We start from the raw sequence: 17,721 nt of genomic DNA, 5'->3' as shown, positions 1-17,721 counted from the left end.
ATTTAACGTCGTCATTCGCACTTTTTCACGACGTTACCTGCCGCTACTTGGCTGTTAGCTGGCCGGGGCGGCCGTGTTCCACTCGGCTGAGCGGACCAGGATCGCGCCCGAATCCGGGCAGAAGACGATGTCGTCCTCGGCTGCTGCCTTGATCTCAGCCAGGTCGCCCGGGCTGAGTTTCATTCCGGAGGCCTCGGACGTCCCGTGGAACAGCCGTGCGGCGCCCACCCCGCGCTTGGCCAGCGTTTTTTCGTAGACGGCCAGCATGCCCGCATCGAGCGTGGCGGCGAATTCGGTGCGCTTTCCGCGGACTGCCGTCGCTTCGGCATCAACTTCGGCAAGGGCTTCGTCCAGTTCGGCGCGGATTCCGCCGAATGAGCCCTGGATGTCGTCCACAATCAGCTGCTGGGCCGCCTGCCTGGCGCGGAGCGAGTCCAGCCGTTCCATGACTTCCAGCTCCACGTCTTCAAGGTCCGACCGGCGCCTGTTGAGCGATGCGATGTCCTTCTGCAGGGCCACGAGGTCCTTGGACAGCCCCGTTCCGCTGTTCAGCCGGGCTTCGTCGCGTTCGATCCGGGAGGCGACCTGTTCGACGTCGGCTTCTGCCCGCTTGAGCTCGGTCTCGGCGTCGTGGACGGCCACCTTGGCGCTGCCCAGTTCGCCGTTCGCGACGGAAAGGGCGGCCTGTAGGTCAGTGATCCGGGGATCGGTATCCAGGGTGCGGCGCCGGCTGGCGAGCGACTTCAGCTTGGCGTCGAGCCCCTGCAGTTCGAGCAACTTCAACTGTTCCGCCGGTGCTGCCTTAGCCACTGTTACCTCCGCTTGATCCCACCGGCCGGAGCCGGGCACCGTACCGGCGCTCTATAGACTCTAGCCGGGAGTGAGTATGAAGTCCCACGGATCGCTGTTGGTGGTGCTGACCTGGATCTCCACGTCGTGGCCCTGGTCGGCGAGAACGTTGCCCAGCGCGGACGCCGCCGCCGGCAGCCACAGCCACTCGCTTGCGAAGTGGGAGACGTCAATGAGGTAAGGCCTGCCGTTCACCGCCGCCTCCCGGGCCTCGGACGCAGGATGATGCCGGAGGTCAGCGGTCACAAAGACGTCTGCATTGCTCGCGCGGACCTCGTTGAACAGCGAATCGCCTGCGCCGCCGCAGACCGCGATCCTGCGCACCAGCCCGTCCTTGTCCCCTGACACGCGCACTCCCCCGGCCACGGACGGCAGGATGCCGAAAACCCTTGCGGCGAAGTCACCGAGGCTCATCACGTCGGGCAGGTCACCCACACGACCGATGCCTTCCTCGGGCAGTCCGTTGCTGGCGAGGGTCAGCGGTGCCACGCCCTCCAGCCCCAGTGCGTCCGCCAGGACGTCAGAGACACCGCCGACGGCGGAATCACCATTGGTGTGGACGGTCAGCAGGGCGGTTCCCGACTCGATCAGCCGGTGGATTGCCTTGCCTTTCGCCGTTGTCGCCGCAACTGACGTGACGCCCCGGAGGAGCAAAGGGTGGTGGGTGATGAGCAGTTCGGCGCCCCACTCCACGGCTTCCTCGATGACTTCCAGGGTGGGATCGACGGCGAACATCACCCGCGTAACCGGGGCCGAGGGCCGTCCGGCCACCAGGCCCACTTCGTCCCAGCTCTCGGCAAGAGATTCGGGCCACAGTTCCTCTACCGCCAGCAGCACCTGGCCCAGCGTGGGCGGGGCCGCCCCATCCGCGACAGGGGCATCCTCCCGGGGGGTGCCCTCGTCGTGCGGTTCGGCATCTGCAACGCCGGTGTCTACAGGTTCCATAGTCTCAGTTTTACCCCATCACCAGCCCTGGCCCGCATGTGCCACAGTCTCGTAGGGTGGTCAGGGAATCATCCGGGGCGCTCAACCATTGAAGAGGTCATGAAAACTTTTGTTCTTGGCGGGGGCTGCTTCTGGTGCCTTGACGCCGTCTATCAAAAAACCAAGGGCGTCAGCTCGGTGATTTCCGGCTACACCGGCGGCCACGATCCGTATCCGGACTACTACTCGGTCTGCAACGGCACCACCGGGCATGCCGAGGTGGTGGCAGTGACCTTTGACGAGGCCGTGATCCCGGCCGAGGTCATCCTGGACATGTTCTTTGTGCTGCACGATCCCACCACGCTCAACCGGCAGGGATACGACGTCGGCACCCAGTACCGCTCGTCCATGTTCTACGAGACCACGGAGGAGAAAATCCTGTTCGAGGAGGCGATCGAACGGAACCAGGCGCTGTGGTCGCACCCGATCGTCACCGAGGTCAGCCGGCTCCCCCGGTTCCACGTGGCGGAAGACTTCCACCAGGACTACTACGCCAAGCACCCGGAACAGGGGTACTGCCAGGTGATCATCAACCCCAAACTGGCCAAGGCCAGGAAATATTACTCTGCATGGCTTAATGCTTAGCAACGGTTGCGCCGCCATCGTTAGGCTGACCTCAGTATTCACTCTTGAGAGATAGGCATATCCACATGGCACGGATCTATGACGACGTAACGCAGCTGGTCGGCGGCACTCCGCTGGTCCGCCTGAACCGGCTGAGCGAAGGCCTGGGTGCCACGGTCGCCGTCAAGCTTGAGTTCTACAACCCCGCCAACAGTGTCAAGGACCGCATCGGTGTTGCCATCGTCGACGCCGCCGAAAAGTCCGGTGCCCTCAAGCCCGGCGGGACCATCGTTGAAGGCACGTCCGGAAACACCGGCATCGCCCTGGCCATGGTCGGCGCCGCCCGCGGCTACAAAGTCATCCTCACCATGCCGGAGACCATGTCCACGGAACGCCGTGTCATGCTGCGCGCGTTCGGCGCCGAGATCGTGCTGACCCCGGGTTCCGAGGGCATGCGCGGCGCCGTGGAGAAGGCCCAGGAAATCGTGGCCAACACGGAGAACTCCATCTGGGCCCAGCAGTTCGCCAACGAGGCCAACCCCGAGATCCACCGCACCACCACCGCTGAAGAGATCTGGTCCGACACCGACGGCAAGGTAGACATCTTCGTCGCCGGCATCGGCACTGGCGGCACCATCACCGGCGTAGGCCAGGTCCTGAAGGAGCGCAAGCCTGAGGTCCAGATCGTTGCCATCGAGCCGAAGGACTCCGCCATCCTGAACGGCGGCGCTCCCGGCCCGCACAAGATCCAGGGCATCGGCGCCAACTTCGTCCCGGAAATCCTGGACACCAACGTCTACGACGAGGTCCTCGACGCCACCCTTGAGGACTCCGTGCGCGTTGCCCGTGAACTCGGTGTCAAGGAAGGCATCCTCGGCGGCATTTCCTCCGGCGCTATCGTCTGGGGCGCCCTGGAACTGGCCAAGCGCCCCGAGAACGCCGGCAAGCTGATCGTCGCCGTTGTCTGCGACTTCGGCGAGCGTTACATCTCCACCGTGCTCTATGACGACATCCGCGGCTGATCAGCCCGTTGTCGCCCCGTTTCCTGTAGAAAGAACTTTGTGGGCTTTTTCGCAAGACTGAAGGAAGACCTCGACGCCGCCCGGTCCCACGACCCGGCGGCTCGAGGTTCTTTTGAGAACTTTTTCGCCTATTCAGGGCTGCATGCCATCTGGATCCACCGGCTGACGCACCGCCTGTGGCAGAACCCTGCACTGCGGTTCCCTGCACGGCTCGTTTCCCAGCTGGGCCGCTTCCTGACCGGGATCGAGATCCACCCCGGCGCCACCATCGGACGGCGCTTCTTTATCGACCACGGCATGGGCGTAGTCATTGGCGAGACCGCTGAAATCGGCGAGGACGTCATGATCTACCACGGTGTGACGCTGGGCGGCCGCTCCCTGGCCAAGGTCAAGCGCCACCCCACCATCGAGGACCGGGTGACCATCGGCGCCGGAGCCAAGATCCTGGGGCCCATCACCATCGGCCGGGACAGCGCTGTCGGCGCCAACGCCGTAGTGGTGAAGGACGCGCCGCCGGAATCGATCGTTACCGGCGTGCCGGCCAAGTGGCGCCACCGGGACGCGCAGCGTGAAACAACGCCAGCGGTGGATCCGGCCGAGTACGACATCGAATACCGCATCTGACGTTTACCTGGCCGCCACCCGTTTGAGCACAAGCATGACCACGGGGTCGAAGAGCGGGTCCGGCAGGAGCCGCCTCAGCGTCAGGATGGCCCGGGCGCCGCGCCCCACGGGGTAGCGGGTCCGGGGCCGTGCGGCGCTGGCCGCATGCAGCACCGCTTCTGCGATGACTTCCGGGGGCGTAGACGTTTCGGGCCGGTTAGTGGATTCCAGCGCGCCGGCCATCTCCCGGGCCTGCGAGGCGTAGGGCCCGGTTCCGCTGGTTGCCAGCAGCCCCTCGGCAGCGATCCCTCCCCATTCGGAGACGGTGCTGGCCGGTTCAATGATGGACACGCTGATGCCGTGCGGCTTCAGTTCGAGCCGCAATGCGTCGCTCATGCCCTCCACGGCGAACTTTGTGGAGTGATACCAGGCGCCGAGCGGCTCATAGAATTTGCCGCCGATGGACGACATGTTGATGATCCGTCCCCGGCCGGCTTTCCGCATGGCGGGCAAAACCAGTTGGGTCATCCTCGCCAGGCCAAAGACGTTGACGTCGAACTGCCGCCGCCCTTCGGCCAGGTCCACTTCCTCCAACGCGCCGAAGGAACCGTACCCGGCGTTGTTGACCAGGACGTCGATGCGTCCGCGTTCCTCCAAAACACGGACGACGGCGGCGCGCATCGATTCATCGTCCGTCACGTCCAGCGACAGGACATGGACTCCGAGGGCCTTGAGCGGTTCCATCCGGTCCACTCGGCGCGCCCCGGCGTAGACCGTGAACCCGTTACTGCTGAGTTTCCTGGCTGCTTCGAAGCCGATCCCGGTGGATGCTCCGGTGACGAACGCGACTGGCTGGGCCATGCTGGACTCCCTCGCTGGACGGATACCGCAGTTGCCGCCGAACAGCAACGGCCGGCAGCTCCCAGAGTATCGGGGAACTGCCGGCCGCAGGCGCCGCATCATCGTGCCGCGGCGTTAGCCGAAAACTAGTGCGTGTCTACAGCTTCGATTTCGGACTTGTCTTCGCCCCACAGGGTGTGGAACGTGCCCTCGGCGTCAACACGGCCGTAGGTGTGGGCTCCGAAGAGGTCGCGCTGGCCCTGGATCAGGGCGGCGGCGACGCGCTTGCGGCGCAGGCCGTCGTAGTACGCGAGCGAGGACGAGAAGACCGGCACGGGGATGCCCAGCTGCACGGCGGTGGCGACCACGCGGCGCCAGGCCGGAAGTGCCTCCGCGATGGCCTTGGTGAAGGCAGGCGCGAACAGCAGGTTGGCGGGCTTCTCCTCGGCGGCGTAGGCCTTGGTGATGTCCTTGAGCAGCTCAGCGCGGATGATGCAGCCTGCACGCCACAGGGAGGCAATCTCGTCCAGCTTGAGGTCCCAGCTGTACTCCTTGGCCGCGGAGGTCAGCATGTCCAGGCCCTGGGCGTAGGAGACCAGCTTGGAGGCGTACAGCGCCTGGCGGACGTCCTCGACGAAGGTGTCAGGGATTTCCACGGCGGCTTCCTCGCCGGCCAGCAGCTCCTGGCCGAGCCTGCGCTGTTCGGCTTGGGAGGACAGGGCACGGGCGAACACGGACTCGGCGATGCCGGAAACCGGGGAACCGAGTTCCAGGGCGGAGATGACCGTCCAGCGTCCGGTACCCTTCTGGCCTGCGGCATCAACGACGACGTCCACGAACGGTTTGCCGGTCTTGGCATCAACGTGGCCCAGGACCTCGGCGGAGATTTCGATCAGGAAGGACGAGAGGTCGCCCTTGTTCCATTCGGTGAAGATCTTGGCCTGCTCGGCGGGCTCGATGCCTGCTCCCGAGCGCAGGAGGTCGAATGCTTCGCCGATGACCTGCATGTCGGCGTATTCGATGCCGTTGTGGACCATCTTGACGAAGTGGCCGGCGCCGTCGGTGCCAACCCAGGCGCAGCAGGGCTCGCCGTCGACCTTGGCGGAGATCTTCTCCAGGAGCGGGCCGAGGGCGTCGTAGGATTCCTTCGAGCCGCCGGGCATGATGGAGGGGCCGTTCAGTGCGCCCTCTTCGCCGCCGGAAACGCCAACGCCAACAAAGTGCAGGTCCTTCTTGGCCAGTGCGGCTTCGCGGCGGCGGGTGTCCTCGTAGTGCGAGTTCCCGGCGTCGATGATGATGTCTCCGGCTTCGAGCAGCGGTTCAAGCTGTTCGATGACCGAATCGACGGGCTTGCCGGCCTTGACCATGATGAGGACGCGGCGCGGCTTCTCCAGCGAGTCCACAAGTTCCTGCAGGGTCTCGGTGCGGACGAAGTCGCCGTCCGTGCCGTGCTTTTCCAGCAGTGCGTCAGTCTTTTCTACCGACCTGTTGTGCAGGGCAACGGTGAAGCCGTTCCGGGCCAGGTTACGCGCCAGGTTGGCTCCCATCACCGCAAGGCCGGTGACACCGATGTGTGCTGACATCAAAAACTCCAATTCATTTCTGTGCAATGGATGTGCAGGTGGCCCCGCTTTGACCGCGGAGCGTGCAGTTGCGAACCAAGGGATCCGAATAAAGCATATATATTCAAACGGTTTCGGGAAAGTAACGCCCACTTTGTGGAACACCGGCCGTCACAGCCAGTCTAGGACGGCGGCCCCCAGGCGGCTCCGCCGGCAGTCCGGCCTGGCGATTCTGCGGGCAGGAACCCTATTAGGCTTGTCTTTATGTCAACCAGCCTGCACCACCGTGCCATCGAGAACCTTGGCACCCGCATCGTCGCCGGCGAGCTTCCCACCGGCCACATCATGCTGGCGGAGCAGCTGGAGGACGAGCTGAAGGTCTCACGTTCAGTCATCCGCGAAGCCGTCCGGGTGCTGCAGTCCCTGGGCCTGGTGGAGACCACCAAACGGGTGGGCATCAAGGTCCTGCCGTCGAGCCGCTGGAATCCCTTTGACGCGCAGGTGATCCGCTGGCGGCTCTCCGGCGACGGCAGGGGCGCCCAGCTGCGCTCACTCGCCGAGCTGCGGTCCGCCGTTGAACCGGCGGCTGCCGAGCTGGCTGCGCTCAACGCCCCGGCGCGCCTGCGCCGGGAGCTGGTGGACATTGCCCATGACCTGCGCGACGCCGGCCACTCGGGTGATGTGCCCCGGTTCCTGGAGCTGGATATTGCCTTCCACTCGGTACTGCTTTCCGGGTCCGGCAACGAAATGTTCGCGAACCTGATGGGGCAGGTGGCCGAGACACTCACCGGCCGGACAGTGCACGGCCTGATGCCGGACCACCCGCATGAGGGCGCGCTGCAGTGGCACGTGGACCTGGCCGAAGCGGTAGCTGCCGGGGATGCCCCTGCGGCCCGGGCGGCCTCGGACCGGATCATGCGCCGCACCATGTCGCGGATGTCCGGCACCTGGACGGACCAGCCCCGGGTATTTATCCCCGTGCGCCGCGACTGAGCGCGAACGTACACTTCGCGCCCTCAACCACGCGCGAACTGGCAGATAATGCGCTTAAAACCCGGTTTTGAGGGTATTAGCTGCCAGTTCGCGCGTGCGAGCGGGCTAGGGCCCAGGTGTACGCTCGCCCAAAATTCCTTACCCCGCGCCGAAGCTGAGGAGGACTTTGCCGGATTCGGCGGAGTTGCGGGCGATGTCGAAGGCTTCGAGGGCGTGTTCGACGGGGTAGTCGTGGGTGATGACAGGGTCGATGTGGAGGGTGCCGTCGGTGAGGGCGGCGATGACGTCGTCGATCTCGTTGTTGAACCGGAAGGAGCCTTTGAGGTCCAGTTCCCGGGTGATGGCCAGGGAGATCAGGACCGGCTGCGGACCGGTGGGCAGCAGCCCGACCATCACCACGGTCCCGCCGCGGGCCGCGCCCTGGATGGCCGAGGCCAGGCCGTGGTGGCTGCCGGAGGATTCAATCACGACGTCGGCCTGCACGGCCGCGATCGCCTCGAGGTCACCGGCGGTGATCACCTCGTCAGCCCCGACGGCGGCGGCGATGTCCAGCGGTTTGGGGTGCATGTCCACCGCGGTGATCCGGGCCGCGCCGGCCCGCTTCAGGACCGCGACGGTCAGCGCACCGATGGGCCCGGACCCGATCACGAGCGCGGTCTTCCCTGCCACGTCCCCGGCACGGGCGACGGCGTGCCAGGCCACGGACGCGGGTTCGATCAGCGCCGCGGTCCGCAGGTCCAGGGCCGCCGGGAGTTCCCGGAGCATCCGGGCCGGCAGGTTCACGTACCGGGCGAACGCGCCGTCGGTATGCGGGTAGCGGGCCGCGGACCCCAGGTAGGTGCACCCGGGTGAGAGGTTGGGCCGGTCCGCCGGATACCGGATCTCCCCGGCACCGGGCCCGGGGGTGGCCGGGTGGACCGCGACCGGGGTCCCCGCGGCCGGGCCGGTGCCGTCCGCGGCGGCGCGGACCACGGTCCCGGAAATCTCATGCCCCAGCACGAGCGGGGCCTTCAGGACCGACTCCCCCGCCGCGCCATGCAGCCAGTAATGCAGGTCAGACCCGCAGATCCCGCCGTACCGGACCTCAACCACCGCCTCATCCGGGGCGGGCGCGGCCAGCGGCACCTCATCGATGCGCAGGTCCCCCTTCGCGTGCGCCACCACCGCCAGACCCGACACCGGCAGCACCGACCCGGGCACGGCAGACCCGGGCACGGCAGATTCGGGGAGGGTTGTGTTCGTGGGCATCAGACCACCACCGTCATTCCGCCGTCGATGAAGATCGTCTGCCCGTTCACAAAATCCGACCCGCCCGAGGCCAGCCACACCGCCGGCCCGGCAAGGTCCTGCACCGTGCCCCACCGGTGCGCCGGCGTCCGCCCCAGGATCCAGGCATTGAAGTCCTCGTCGTCGACCAGGTTCTGGGTCATCTCGGTATGGATGTAACCGGGCGCGATCCCATTGATCTGCAGGCCCGAGGCAGCCCACTCCGCCGTCATCGCCCGGGTCAGGTTCCGCAGCCCGCCCTTCGCCGCAACATACGGGGCGATCGTCGGCCGGGCCAGGTCCGTCTGCACCGAGCAAATGTTGATGATCTTCCCGTGGCCGCGGGCAATCATGTGCCGGGCAGCCTCCCGGCCCACCAAAAACGCGCTGGTCAGGTCCGTGGAAATCACCCGCTCCCAGTCCGCGACGTCCAATTCCAGCATCGGCACCCGGTGCTGGATCCCGGCATTGTTCACCAGGATCTCCAACGGCCCCACATGCTCCTCCACCCACGCAACACCCCGCGCCGCCTCAGCATCAGACGTGACATCGAAGGCGATGCTGTGCACCCGGCCCGGCGCATACTCCGCGGCCATCAACGCCGCAGCATCCTTAAGCCGCTCAGCATTAAGACCGTTCAGCACCACCGTCGCACCGGCATCGGCCAACGCCCGCGCCAACGCATTCCCAATCCCCCGGCTCGACCCCGTCACCAAAGCCACCCGCCCCGACAAATCAAAAAGTGAACTCATGCTGAAACCGTTCCTTCCGTAGCGCTGCCGGCGTGGGCATCGCTGAGTTGTGAAATTGCCTGCCGGACCACTGCCAGGTCCTGGTCACCCAGGCCCTGGCGCTTGAGTTCGGCGTAAAGCTCGACGCCGGCGGACGCCATGGGCACGGCAGCGCCCGCCGCGCGGGCAGAGTCAAGGACAAAGGAAAGGTCCTTATGCATGAACTTGGCCGGGCCGGTGGGCCTGTAATCCTTGCTGACCAGCCGGGGGCCCACCACCTCCAGGACGCGGCTGCCCGCCAGGCCGCCTGCCAGGACCTCGAACAGGGCCGCAGGATCCATGCCCGAGCGTTCGGCGAGTTCCGCGGCTTCGGCGAGTGCCGCCGTCGTGGTTCCCACGATGAGCTGGTTGCAGGCCTTGGCGAGGGATCCGGTTCCTAACGCGCCCATGTGGCGCACTGTGGTGCCCATGCTGTTGAAGAGCGGCTCCAGCCTGTTGAAGTCTGCGGCGGCGCCGCCGGCCATGATCGCGAGCGTCCCGTCCACGGCTCCGGCCGTTCCGCCGCTTACCGGAGCATCCACCACCGCAGCGTTGCCGTGGCTGGCCTGCTGCACCTCACGGCCGAAGTCCTGCACGCCCGAGGGCGAGACGCTGCTCATGACCACTACGGCGGTGCCGGACCGGGGCGGCGCGGCGCGCCAGCTCTCCAGGAGCCCGGCGGCCGCCTCCTCGATGAACGGCAAGTCCGGAAGCATAAAGACGATAACCGGGAGATCGCGCATGTCGGCGACGTCCGGAGTCCGCCGGCCGCCGAGGTACTCGAGGTCCTCCAGGGCACCGGCCGACCGGTTCCAGAGCGCAACGTCCCAGCCGCTGCGAAGGAGATTGGCGGCCATGGGCCTGCCCATGTGTCCCAGGCCTACAAAGCCCGCAGTTTTGTTTTCCATGTATGGCTCCGCCTCACATCATCGTGGTTAATGAAGAGAAATCTGTTCAATATCCTAGCCTCCATTCAGTATGATGAACACTATGACGTCTGAAACCACCGTCGCCATCGCCGTCCCGCTCGAAGCTGAGCTCGTTGACCGCATCCGCGCCGTAGATCCTTCCGTTACCGTCCTCTACGAACCCGACCTGCTGCCCCCGGAGCGTTTCCCGGCAGACCATTCGGGCGACCCTGACTTCCGCCGAACACCCGAGCAGGAGGAGCGTTATTGGTCCATGCTCAACCGGGCCCAGGTCCTGTATGGCATGCCCAACGAAAACGCCGCCGGCCTGGCCCGGATTGCGCGCGAGAACCCGCACCTCCAGTGGGTGCACTGCATGGCAGCCGGCGCCGGCGGCGCAGTGAAGGCCTCCGGGCTGGACCAGGAAACCCTGCAGAAGTTCAAGGTGACAACCTCCGCCGGCGTACATGCCCTGCCCCTGGCCGAGTTCGCCGCCCTTGGAATCCTCAACGGTTTCAAGCGCAGCGCCGAACTCGCGCAGGACCAGGCCGCCAAGGTGTGGCCGGAACTGCGCACCCCCACCCGGCTGGTCAGCGGATCCACCCTGGTAGTCACCGGGCTGGGCGAAATCGGCCTGGAAACGGCACGGATCGCCCGGGCCCTGGGCATGAAGGTCAGCGGCACCAAGCGCACGGTGGAGCCTATCGAGGGTATCGAGCAGGTCTCAGACAACGCCGGCCTGGCTGGCCTGCTGGCCTCCGCAGATGCCGTAGTGAACACCCTGCCTGGCACGCCGTTCACGGAGCGGCTCTTCAACCGTGATGTCTTTTCCGCCATGAAGCCCGGAACGGTTTTCGTTAACGTCGGCCGCGGCACCGTGGTGGACGAGGATGCCCTGCTGGAGGCACTGGAGAACGGCCAGGTGTCCTACGCCTGCCTGGACGTCTTCGCCGTTGAACCGCTCCCCGCGGACAGCCCGCTCTGGAACCACCCCAAAGTCATGGTTTCGCCGCATACGTCCGCGTTGAGCGCGGCGGAGAACCGCCTGATCGCGGAGCGCTTCAGCAGCAACCTGCGCACGTTCCTCGACGGCGGAGAGCTCCCGCACCTCGTGGACACCGTCCACTTCTACTGAGCCGCCGCTTCGCACGGCAGAGCCCCTGCCGGGGACTCCTGAACAGGGAGTTCCCGGCAGGGGCTCTTTTGTGTTGGCAGGACTGCCGGCGGAACTGTTGGCGGGACTGCCGGCGGGTGCCGCATAACGGAACTCGAGCGGATGGCCCTTGGCCCCAAGTGTCCGTTCGCGCTGTTAACGCCGGAAGGTGGCCACCCCGCTGGCGGGGAGGCCACCTTCCGGCGCAGCTGCGGGATGGCTAGCCGGCATCCTCCACGAGGACCAGGTCACGGCCGTTGGTCTCCGGCGTGAAGAACGTTGTCCCGAAGGAGATCAGCGCCAGGACCAGGGAGTAGAGCGCCGGGACCAGCCAGGAGTGGCCCGTGGCAGCCAGGAGTGCAACTCCGATCATAGGAGCGAAGCCGCCGGCGAGGACCGCCGAGAGTTCGCGGCTCAGGGCCACCCCGGTGAAGCGGTGCTGGGAACCGAAGAGCTCGGGCAGCAGTGCGCACTGGGGGCCGAGCATGGACTGGACGCCCAGGGCGATGCCCACCACCATGACCATCCAGACCAGCGTGACGTTGCCCAGGGTGACCAGGTAGAAGGCCGGGAGGGCGATGATGGCCTGGAAGAGGGCTCCGTAGCGGTAGACCGGGACGCGGCCGAACCGGTCGGAGAGGGCACCGAAGGTGACCACCATGACGGCGGCGAATCCGGCGGCGATGAGCAGGCCTGTCGGGCCGATGAACTTGTCGCCGGCAAAGACTCCGGCGGGCATGCTGATGAAGGACACCAGGAGGGCGGAGTAGATGGAGGAGTTTCCGTTCTCGCCCATCCGCAGGCCGATCCCGATGAGCACGTTCTTTTTTGAGTGCTTCCAGATCTGGCCTACCGGGTTCTTCACCACGGCCTTGTGCTTTTCGAGTTCCTGGAAGACCGGGGTCTCCTTCAGGCGCAGCCGGATGAACACGGCGATGACAATCAGGATGACGCTGGCAAGGAAGGGCACGCGCCACAGCCAGCCCTGCAGGACCTCCTTGTCGGCCAGCGCCATCAGGGCGAAGGTACCCGCGCCCAGGAGTGTCCCGAGCTGGATGCCGACGAACGGCAGGGAGGCGAAGAAACCACGACGGCGGCGCGGGGCCACTTCGGAGATCAGTGTTGTGGCGCCGGCCTGCTCAGCTCCGGCGCCGAGGCCCTGCAGGATGCGGAGGGCCACCAGGAGCACCGCTCCCACCATCCCGGCCTGTTCGAAGGTGGGCAGCAGGCCGATGGCGAAGCTGGCCATGCCCATCAGCCCGATGGTAAGGATCAGGACCATCTTGCGGCCGTAACGGTCGCCGATGTAGCCGAAGACAACTCCGCCGAAGGGCCGGGCAGCGAAGCCCACGCCGTAGGTGGCGAACGAGGCGATGACCGCGCCGCTCTCGCCCAGCGGAGAGAAGAAGAGTGGCCCAAAGATCAGGGCCGAGGCCAGGCCATAGATGTAAAAGTCGTAGTACTCCAGGGCGGAGCCCACTGAGCTGGCAAGCGTTGCCCGGCGCAGCTGCTCGGGATCGACGACGGCGCCGTCCACGTCAGCCTGCGGTGATTTAGTACGAGTTGTCACTGGAACTCCCTCAAAAACACTCCAGACCCCCGTTGGCCTGGTGGGTTAGCGACAGCACTTGTTGTGCGGATCACTATATTGAACAGAGTACAGCAAGTTGAACAGCGGGCAAGTGGCTGACGGAAAATTCTTCGTTTTGCGACGCCGCTCCTCCCCGTTCCGGGGCACAGGTCAGCCCATGGGGTTGCCCAGGGACCTGGCCAGCTCCTTAAGTTCCTTCACCATCTGGGCGCCCTGCTCCGCGGAATATGTCGCCTTCAGGGCGGTCACGGACAGTCCAAGGCTGGGCCCGTGCGCACCCCGGGTCGGCACGGAGACCGCCAGGCAGACCACTCCCGTGGTGGATTCCTCGTCCTCGAAGGCGTAACCCTGCTCGCGGATCGTCTCTAACTGGGCCTTGAGCTCCGCTCCGGTCCTGAGCGACTTAGGGGTCAGGACGGGCAGCTCCTCGTCATCGGCGAACATGGCGTCAATGTCATGGTCGTGGAGCCGGGCAATCAGGGCTTTGCCCACAGCGCAGAGCGAGACGGGCATTTTATCGCCGATATTCGACGTCAGCCGGACCGCCGGATGGCCCTCATAGCGGGCCAGGTAAATGACGTTGGTCCCGTCCAGCATGGCTATGCGCACCGTTTCGCCGGAAAGGGTGGGCGCCTGCTCGCAGAAGCGGTAGAACTCCTGCACTTCGTCGAGCCGGCTCAAGTACGCAGCACCCAGTTCCACGAGCTTGCGTCCGAGCGTGAAGTCGGCACCCTGGCGGTTGATCAGCCGCGCTTCCTCCAGGGCAAGCATCAGGTTGGAGGTGGAGGACTTGGGAATGCCGAGCTCGCGGGACAGGTCGCTGAGCGTCAGCCGGCCGGTTGCCGAGGCGGCCAAGGCTTCCAGGACGGCAGCGGCGCGGGTGACCGCCGGTGCGGGCGACGCGCTTCCCAAGCCGTCGGAGGATCGGGGTGTACGGGAATCGGCCATGATTCTCCTTCAATCGGCGCGCCAGTGCGGTGGTGAGTCACAGTGTTCATTCCACTGAACACAAACCATCATAATGGCTGGAAGCCGCGGCGGGTTGGCCTTTATGACACGTCGGCGAAAAACATGGCGCACGGCGGGCGTGACATTTTTTGTTTCCGGGAGTTCACGGTATATTCATTTCAGACCCTCCACCGCGGCATCCCCCAATAGTCGCGGTGGAGGGTTTTCCAATGCCCGGGTTGATTTCACTCAGGCCGCGTCCGCTACGGACTCCCTCAGCCTCCAGCTGCCGCCGAGCCCGTCCCGCACCAGTGTCATGGTGGTCAATGCCGAGTGGGGATTGCTTCCCAGCCGCACCTGGACCTGCAGGACCTCCACGTCCACGCGGCTCAGTCCCGTGGGCATGCGGCGCTGGGCTTCCCACCAGCTGACGCGTTCAAACCACCTGACCGGTTCGGCGCTGACCGCCCACTGCCTTCCGCTGCTGACCACCGCTGTGGGAGCTCCATTTGCTGATGTCTTCAGCACCACATGTTCCATGCCTGCACCATACGGGCGGGCACTGACAATGACTCAGGCAGCAAAAAACCCCGCCATTCCCGGCCGAAGAGGCTGGAACAACGGGGTTTTGCCTGGTGGGTCCTACCGGGATCGAACCGATGACATCCACGGTGTAAACGTGGCGCTCTACCAGCTGAGCTAAAGACCCATGGGGCTGATTTCCGCGTCACTGCGCGTCAACCAACGAACATAGACTCTACCTGAGGGTGCTGGCCAAAAGCGAATCGGCAGCGAAAACGGCTCCGCACCGGCCGTTCACAGCGGCGGCAGCTCCTCGGCCAGCCACGCCAGGGATTCACTGACGCCGGCATGGAGCTTGATGGTGGCGCGGTCGTCCCCGCGGGTGGCTCCCCTGTTGATGATGACAACCGGTTTTGCGTCGTTGGCGGCGTGCCGGACGAACCTCAACCCGCTCATCACGGTGAGTGAGGATCCCGCAACCAGCAGCGCGCCGGCGTCGTCCACCATCTCGTAGGACCGCACCACCCGGTCCTTCGGAACGTTTTCGCCGAAATAGACGAAGTCAGGCTTGAGCGTGCCTCCGCACGCCGGGCAGACTGCCACGACAAAGCTGCCAATCAGGGTCTGGTCCTCAACGGTCGAGTCAGCGTCCGGGGCCATCTCCACCAGGCCGGACGCACTGGCGTGTTCCAGGAAGCCGGGGTTGAGCTCGTCTAGCATTCCTGCCAGCAGGCGCCGGGAATACGTGCGTCGGCACTCCAGGCAGACAACCTGGTCGAAGCGGCCATGAAGGTCAACAACGTTGACGCTCCCGGCTTCTTCGTGCAGGCGGTCCACGTTCTGGGTAATGAGGCCGGTGAGCAGGCCGCGGCGCTCCAGCTCTGCCGCCGCACGGTGCCCCGCATTGGGATCGGCATGCCTGATGTGCGACCAGCCAATGTGGTTCCGGGCCCAGTAACGCTGCCGGTTGGCCGGGTCCCCAACGAACTCCTGGTACGTCATGGGTGACCGCGGCGCCGAATCGGGACCCCGGTAGTCGGGAATCCCCGAATCCGTACTCAGCCCGGCACCGGTCAAAAGCGCAATGCGCCTGCCGGCGAGAAGCTCACGGATCCGGTCGAGCACTTCGAGGTCAGCGGCGGAAAGGGCGGCCGGGCCGGCAACGGGCAGACTGGCAAACCCCGTCAGCCCTACTCCGTGCCTGCGCTGCTCCATTTCTTGTCAGGCCCGGTCCAGGCCCGCCAAGGCTTCACGGTAGGCGGACAGGTCGCGGGCCTGGCCGCGCGGATTCACCACCACGTAGCGGATAACGCCTGAGGCGTCGATGATGAAAGTCCCGCGCCGCGCCATGCCGCTCCCGGCATCAAAGACGCCATACTCGCGGGCTACCGAGCCGTGGGGCCAGAAGTCCGCGAGCAGGTCAAAGCTGTAGCCTTCCTGCTCCGCATAGGCCCGCAGGCTGAATTTGCTGTCCACGGAGATGGCCAGGACCGTGGCCTTGGCATCTTCGAAGACACCAAGGTTGTCGCGGATCTCGCACAGCTCGCCCGTGCAAATGCCGGAAAACGCGAACGGATAGAAGACCACAACTACGTTCTGGCCGCGGAAAGATGACAAACGGACTGGCTCACCATACTGATTCGCCAGCTCGAAGTCCGGTGCGGACTCGCCGACGGCGGGGACGGGCAGGTCCACGCTCCCCTGCAGGGTCAGGCCGCCAGCGGCAAGTCCGGACGTCACTTATTCTTCTTGCTGACCAGCCGGGTTGCGCTCCAGTCCTTGGATACGCCGGCGGAGGTGGTCAGGTGAAGCCCGGCAGTGGGTGCTGCCTCCTGGATTTCGGCGGGAGAGACGTAACCCTTCCGCCCGGACTTGGGGGTCAAGACCCAGACAACGCCGGTCTCGCTCAGGGTGGTCAGGGAATCCATGAGGGTGTCGACCAGGTCACCGTCGCCGTCGCGCCACCAGAAGATGACAGCGTCAACGACGTCGTGGTCGTCCTCGTCCAGGAGTTCGGACCCGGTCAGATCCTCAATATCGTCACGTAAGTCGAAATCGACGTCGTCGTCGTAACCGAACTCCTGAATCAGATCCCCGTTTTTGAAACCCAATTTTTCCGCCACATTTACCGAAGTGGCGGCGTCGGCCTCGCTCACGTGTTCCTCCAATGCCTAATACATGCAGTGCGCATAGTGATTTCCATTACTCCAAGCCAACACCCTTTGTGCCTGCGCTTCAAGCTGCCCGTGCCGCGATCCGCCATATTCTGCGTCACATCCGGCACCGCCAACCCGCATCGCAGCGGCTTTTCGTCACACAACCAGTATGACGGCGAAATACAACAGCGGTGCCGAAGGCGCGGCTACGCATCGCGCTGGAGTCACAGCTAGAGTGATCGGTGACAACTATGCCTGCGGGGCGACCGCCCTGGAACTCTATGCAGACATAGGCGTGATAGGACCCTGCCCGGCGCACATGACCGGGCTGTTGTAACCGATACGTCGCACACGTCGCATTCACGCCGGACACACCCTGCCCGGCCTGGGAGCGCCGATGAATGCGCGCAAAGAGAGGTTGGACGTGGCTGCAGGAGAAGATACCTCCCATATCCTCAGCGGGTTGACTAACCAGCTGCCTGATCGTGATCCGGAAGAGACCGCCGAGTGGGTTGAGTCCCTGGATTCACTGATCAGGGAACAGGGCACCGAGCGTGCCCAATACATCATGCGGAGCCTGTTGCAGCGTGCCGGTGCGCAGAGCGTCGGGGTGCCGATGGTGACCACCACGGATTACGTGAACACGATCCCGGTGGACCAGGAAGCCGAGTTCCCCGGCAACGAGGAGTTCGAGCGCCGGTACCGGGCGTACATGCGCTGGAACGCCACGGTGATGGTGCACCGGTCCCAGCGGCCGAACATCGGCGTGGGCGGGCACATCTCCACCTACGCCGGCGCCGCGACCCTGTACGAGGTGGGCTTCAACCACTTCTTCCGCGGCAAGGACCACCCCGGCGGCGGTGACCAGGTCTTCTTCCAGGGCCACGCGTCCCCTGGCATGTACGCGAGGGCGTTCATGGAAGGCCGGCTGACCGAGGAGGACCTGGACGGGTTCCGGCAGGAAAAGTCCCGCGAAGGCCACGCCCTGTC

At 65.4% G+C, this 17,721-nt stretch carries 18 protein-coding genes, 1 tRNA gene and 1 pseudogene; 6 read left to right on the top strand and 14 right to left on the bottom strand.

All coding sequences use genetic code 11. From position 1 onward, the window contains the following. Window positions 1–54 precede the first annotated feature (54 nt). Complete coding sequence (locus tag J2X42_RS06405) at window positions 55–810, bottom strand: C4-type zinc ribbon domain-containing protein (protein WP_310163408.1); 756 nt, start codon at window positions 808–810, stop codon at window positions 55–57. A gap of 60 nt (window positions 811–870) precedes the next feature. Next, window positions 871–1,794, bottom strand: coding sequence for a Nif3-like dinuclear metal center hexameric protein (locus J2X42_RS06400; protein ID WP_310163407.1), 924 nt, complete (start codon window positions 1,792–1,794; stop codon window positions 871–873). A gap of 99 nt (window positions 1,795–1,893) precedes the next feature. Here J2X42_RS06400 and msrA point away from each other — a divergent pair, with 99 nt between their 5' ends. From msrA to epsC, 3 genes are all read left to right on the top strand, one after another. Further along, window positions 1,894–2,418: a peptide-methionine (S)-S-oxide reductase MsrA gene (gene msrA, locus J2X42_RS06395; RefSeq protein WP_131133236.1), complete on the top strand. Its 525-nt coding sequence runs from the start codon at window positions 1,894–1,896 to the stop codon at window positions 2,416–2,418. 65 nt (window positions 2,419–2,483) lie between these two features. After that, window positions 2,484–3,419, top strand: coding sequence for a cysteine synthase A (gene cysK / locus J2X42_RS06390; protein ID WP_310163406.1), 936 nt, complete (start codon window positions 2,484–2,486; stop codon window positions 3,417–3,419). Window positions 3,420–3,458: 39 nt separating this feature from the next. Continuing rightward, a complete protein-coding gene (epsC, locus tag J2X42_RS06385; protein WP_310163404.1) occupies window positions 3,459–4,043 on the top strand; it encodes a serine O-acetyltransferase EpsC in 585 nt (194 codons plus the stop codon). Between the two features lie 3 nt (window positions 4,044–4,046). On the opposite strand, the gene J2X42_RS06380 is transcribed toward epsC, so the two are convergent. Both J2X42_RS06380 and gndA read right to left on the bottom strand, forming a co-directional pair. Continuing rightward, complete coding sequence (locus J2X42_RS06380) at window positions 4,047–4,883, bottom strand: oxidoreductase (protein WP_310163403.1); 837 nt, start codon at window positions 4,881–4,883, stop codon at window positions 4,047–4,049. A 125-nt stretch (window positions 4,884–5,008) separates the two neighbouring features. Next, window positions 5,009–6,445 (bottom strand): NADP-dependent phosphogluconate dehydrogenase, encoded by a 1,437-nt coding sequence (gene gndA, locus J2X42_RS06375; RefSeq protein ID WP_310163402.1) that lies wholly within the window; start codon window positions 6,443–6,445, stop codon window positions 5,009–5,011. Between the two features lie 243 nt (window positions 6,446–6,688). On the opposite strand from gndA, the gene J2X42_RS06370 reads away from it, so the two are divergent. Next, on the top strand, window positions 6,689–7,417 hold the full coding sequence (locus J2X42_RS06370) for a FadR/GntR family transcriptional regulator (RefSeq protein WP_131133241.1): 729 nt from the start codon (window positions 6,689–6,691) through the stop codon (window positions 7,415–7,417). Between the two features lie 138 nt (window positions 7,418–7,555). Here J2X42_RS06370 and J2X42_RS06365 read toward each other — a convergent pair whose 3' ends face one another. Genes J2X42_RS06365 through J2X42_RS06355 form a run of 3 tightly spaced genes read right to left on the bottom strand, consistent with a single transcriptional unit; the run spans window position 7,556 to window position 10,361 of the window. After that, complete coding sequence (locus tag J2X42_RS06365) at window positions 7,556–8,665, bottom strand: L-idonate 5-dehydrogenase (RefSeq protein ID WP_310163396.1); 1,110 nt, start codon at window positions 8,663–8,665, stop codon at window positions 7,556–7,558. Next, window positions 8,665–9,435 carry an SDR family oxidoreductase gene (locus J2X42_RS06360; RefSeq protein WP_310163394.1) on the bottom strand — a complete coding sequence of 257 codons (771 nt, stop codon included), beginning with the start codon at window positions 9,433–9,435 and terminating at the stop codon, window positions 8,665–8,667. The genes J2X42_RS06365 and J2X42_RS06360 overlap by 1 nt, the downstream gene beginning before the upstream one ends. Continuing rightward, complete coding sequence (locus tag J2X42_RS06355; protein WP_310163392.1) at window positions 9,432–10,361, bottom strand: NAD(P)-dependent oxidoreductase; 930 nt, start codon at window positions 10,359–10,361, stop codon at window positions 9,432–9,434. The genes J2X42_RS06360 and J2X42_RS06355 overlap by 4 nt, the downstream gene beginning before the upstream one ends. A gap of 70 nt (window positions 10,362–10,431) precedes the next feature. Between J2X42_RS06355 and J2X42_RS06350 the strand changes: the two genes are divergently transcribed. After that, a complete protein-coding gene (locus J2X42_RS06350) occupies window positions 10,432–11,496 on the top strand; it encodes a D-2-hydroxyacid dehydrogenase (protein ID WP_310163391.1) in 1,065 nt (354 codons plus the stop codon). A 238-nt stretch (window positions 11,497–11,734) separates the two neighbouring features. Here J2X42_RS06350 and J2X42_RS06345 read toward each other — a convergent pair whose 3' ends face one another. The 7 genes from J2X42_RS06345 to J2X42_RS06315 all read right to left on the bottom strand — a co-directional run bounded on the left by J2X42_RS06345 (window position 11,735) and on the right by J2X42_RS06315 (window position 16,731). After that, window positions 11,735–13,084: an MFS transporter gene (locus tag J2X42_RS06345; protein WP_310163389.1), complete on the bottom strand. Its 1,350-nt coding sequence runs from the start codon at window positions 13,082–13,084 to the stop codon at window positions 11,735–11,737. A 171-nt stretch (window positions 13,085–13,255) separates the two neighbouring features. After that, window positions 13,256–14,053, bottom strand: a complete 798-nt coding sequence (locus J2X42_RS06340) for an IclR family transcriptional regulator (protein WP_310163388.1) — start codon at window positions 14,051–14,053, stop codon at window positions 13,256–13,258. 249 nt (window positions 14,054–14,302) lie between these two features. Next, entirely contained in the window at window positions 14,303–14,593 is a 291-nt protein-coding gene (locus J2X42_RS06335) for a hypothetical protein (protein ID WP_310163387.1), read from the bottom strand. Window positions 14,594–14,686: 93 nt separating this feature from the next. Then, a tRNA-Val gene (locus J2X42_RS06330) sits at window positions 14,687–14,762 on the bottom strand. Between the two features lie 107 nt (window positions 14,763–14,869). Further along, the gene (locus J2X42_RS06325) at window positions 14,870–15,790 is read right to left on the bottom strand and encodes a Sir2 family NAD-dependent protein deacetylase (RefSeq protein WP_310163386.1); all 921 of its coding nucleotides are present in this window, start codon (window positions 15,788–15,790) and stop codon (window positions 14,870–14,872) included. A gap of 6 nt (window positions 15,791–15,796) precedes the next feature. After that, on the bottom strand, window positions 15,797–16,315 hold the full coding sequence (locus J2X42_RS06320; protein ID WP_396134033.1) for a peroxiredoxin: 519 nt from the start codon (window positions 16,313–16,315) through the stop codon (window positions 15,797–15,799). Next, entirely contained in the window at window positions 16,312–16,731 is a 420-nt protein-coding gene (locus J2X42_RS06315; RefSeq protein ID WP_131133250.1) for a DUF3052 domain-containing protein, read from the bottom strand. The genes J2X42_RS06320 and J2X42_RS06315 overlap by 4 nt, the downstream gene beginning before the upstream one ends. A 397-nt stretch (window positions 16,732–17,128) precedes the next feature. Here J2X42_RS06315 and J2X42_RS06310 point away from each other — a divergent pair. Then, window positions 17,129–17,721, top strand: a pseudogene (locus J2X42_RS06310) (pyruvate dehydrogenase (acetyl-transferring), homodimeric type); the annotation flags it as partial.

It is taken from the genome of Arthrobacter sp. BE255 (genome assembly GCF_031457335.1).
Taxonomy (GTDB): domain Bacteria; phylum Actinomycetota; class Actinomycetes; order Actinomycetales; family Micrococcaceae; genus Arthrobacter.
This window is presented reverse-complemented; position numbering and strand designations above follow the sequence as displayed.

What these genes read in the sequence shown, in the direction of transcription:
- cysK (WP_310163406.1), top strand. Translation starts at nt 2,484, where the DNA reads ATGGCACGGATCTATGACGACGTAACGCAGCTGGTCGGCGGCACTCCG.
- msrA (WP_131133236.1), top strand. Translation starts at nt 1,894, where the DNA reads ATGAAAACTTTTGTTCTTGGCGGGGGCTGCTTCTGGTGCCTTGACGCC.
- J2X42_RS06370 (WP_131133241.1), top strand. Translation starts at nt 6,689, where the DNA reads ATGTCAACCAGCCTGCACCACCGTGCCATCGAGAACCTTGGCACCCGC.
- gndA (WP_310163402.1), bottom strand. Translation starts at nt 6,445, where the DNA reads ATGTCAGCACACATCGGTGTCACCGGCCTTGCGGTGATGGGAGCCAAC.
- J2X42_RS06340 (WP_310163388.1), bottom strand. Translation starts at nt 14,053, where the DNA reads ATGGCCGATTCCCGTACACCCCGATCCTCCGACGGCTTGGGAAGCGCG.
- J2X42_RS06335 (WP_310163387.1), bottom strand. Translation starts at nt 14,593, where the DNA reads ATGGAACATGTGGTGCTGAAGACATCAGCAAATGGAGCTCCCACAGCG.
- J2X42_RS06355 (WP_310163392.1), bottom strand. Translation starts at nt 10,361, where the DNA reads ATGGAAAACAAAACTGCGGGCTTTGTAGGCCTGGGACACATGGGCAGG.
- J2X42_RS06360 (WP_310163394.1), bottom strand. Translation starts at nt 9,435, where the DNA reads ATGAGTTCACTTTTTGATTTGTCGGGGCGGGTGGCTTTGGTGACGGGG.
- J2X42_RS06380 (WP_310163403.1), bottom strand. Translation starts at nt 4,883, where the DNA reads ATGGCCCAGCCAGTCGCGTTCGTCACCGGAGCATCCACCGGGATCGGC.
- J2X42_RS06365 (WP_310163396.1), bottom strand. Translation starts at nt 8,665, where the DNA reads ATGCCCACGAACACAACCCTCCCCGAATCTGCCGTGCCCGGGTCTGCC.
- J2X42_RS06400 (WP_310163407.1), bottom strand. Translation starts at nt 1,794, where the DNA reads ATGGAACCTGTAGACACCGGCGTTGCAGATGCCGAACCGCACGACGAG.
- J2X42_RS06325 (WP_310163386.1), bottom strand. Translation starts at nt 15,790, where the DNA reads ATGGAGCAGCGCAGGCACGGAGTAGGGCTGACGGGGTTTGCCAGTCTG.
- J2X42_RS06350 (WP_310163391.1), top strand. Translation starts at nt 10,432, where the DNA reads ATGATGAACACTATGACGTCTGAAACCACCGTCGCCATCGCCGTCCCG.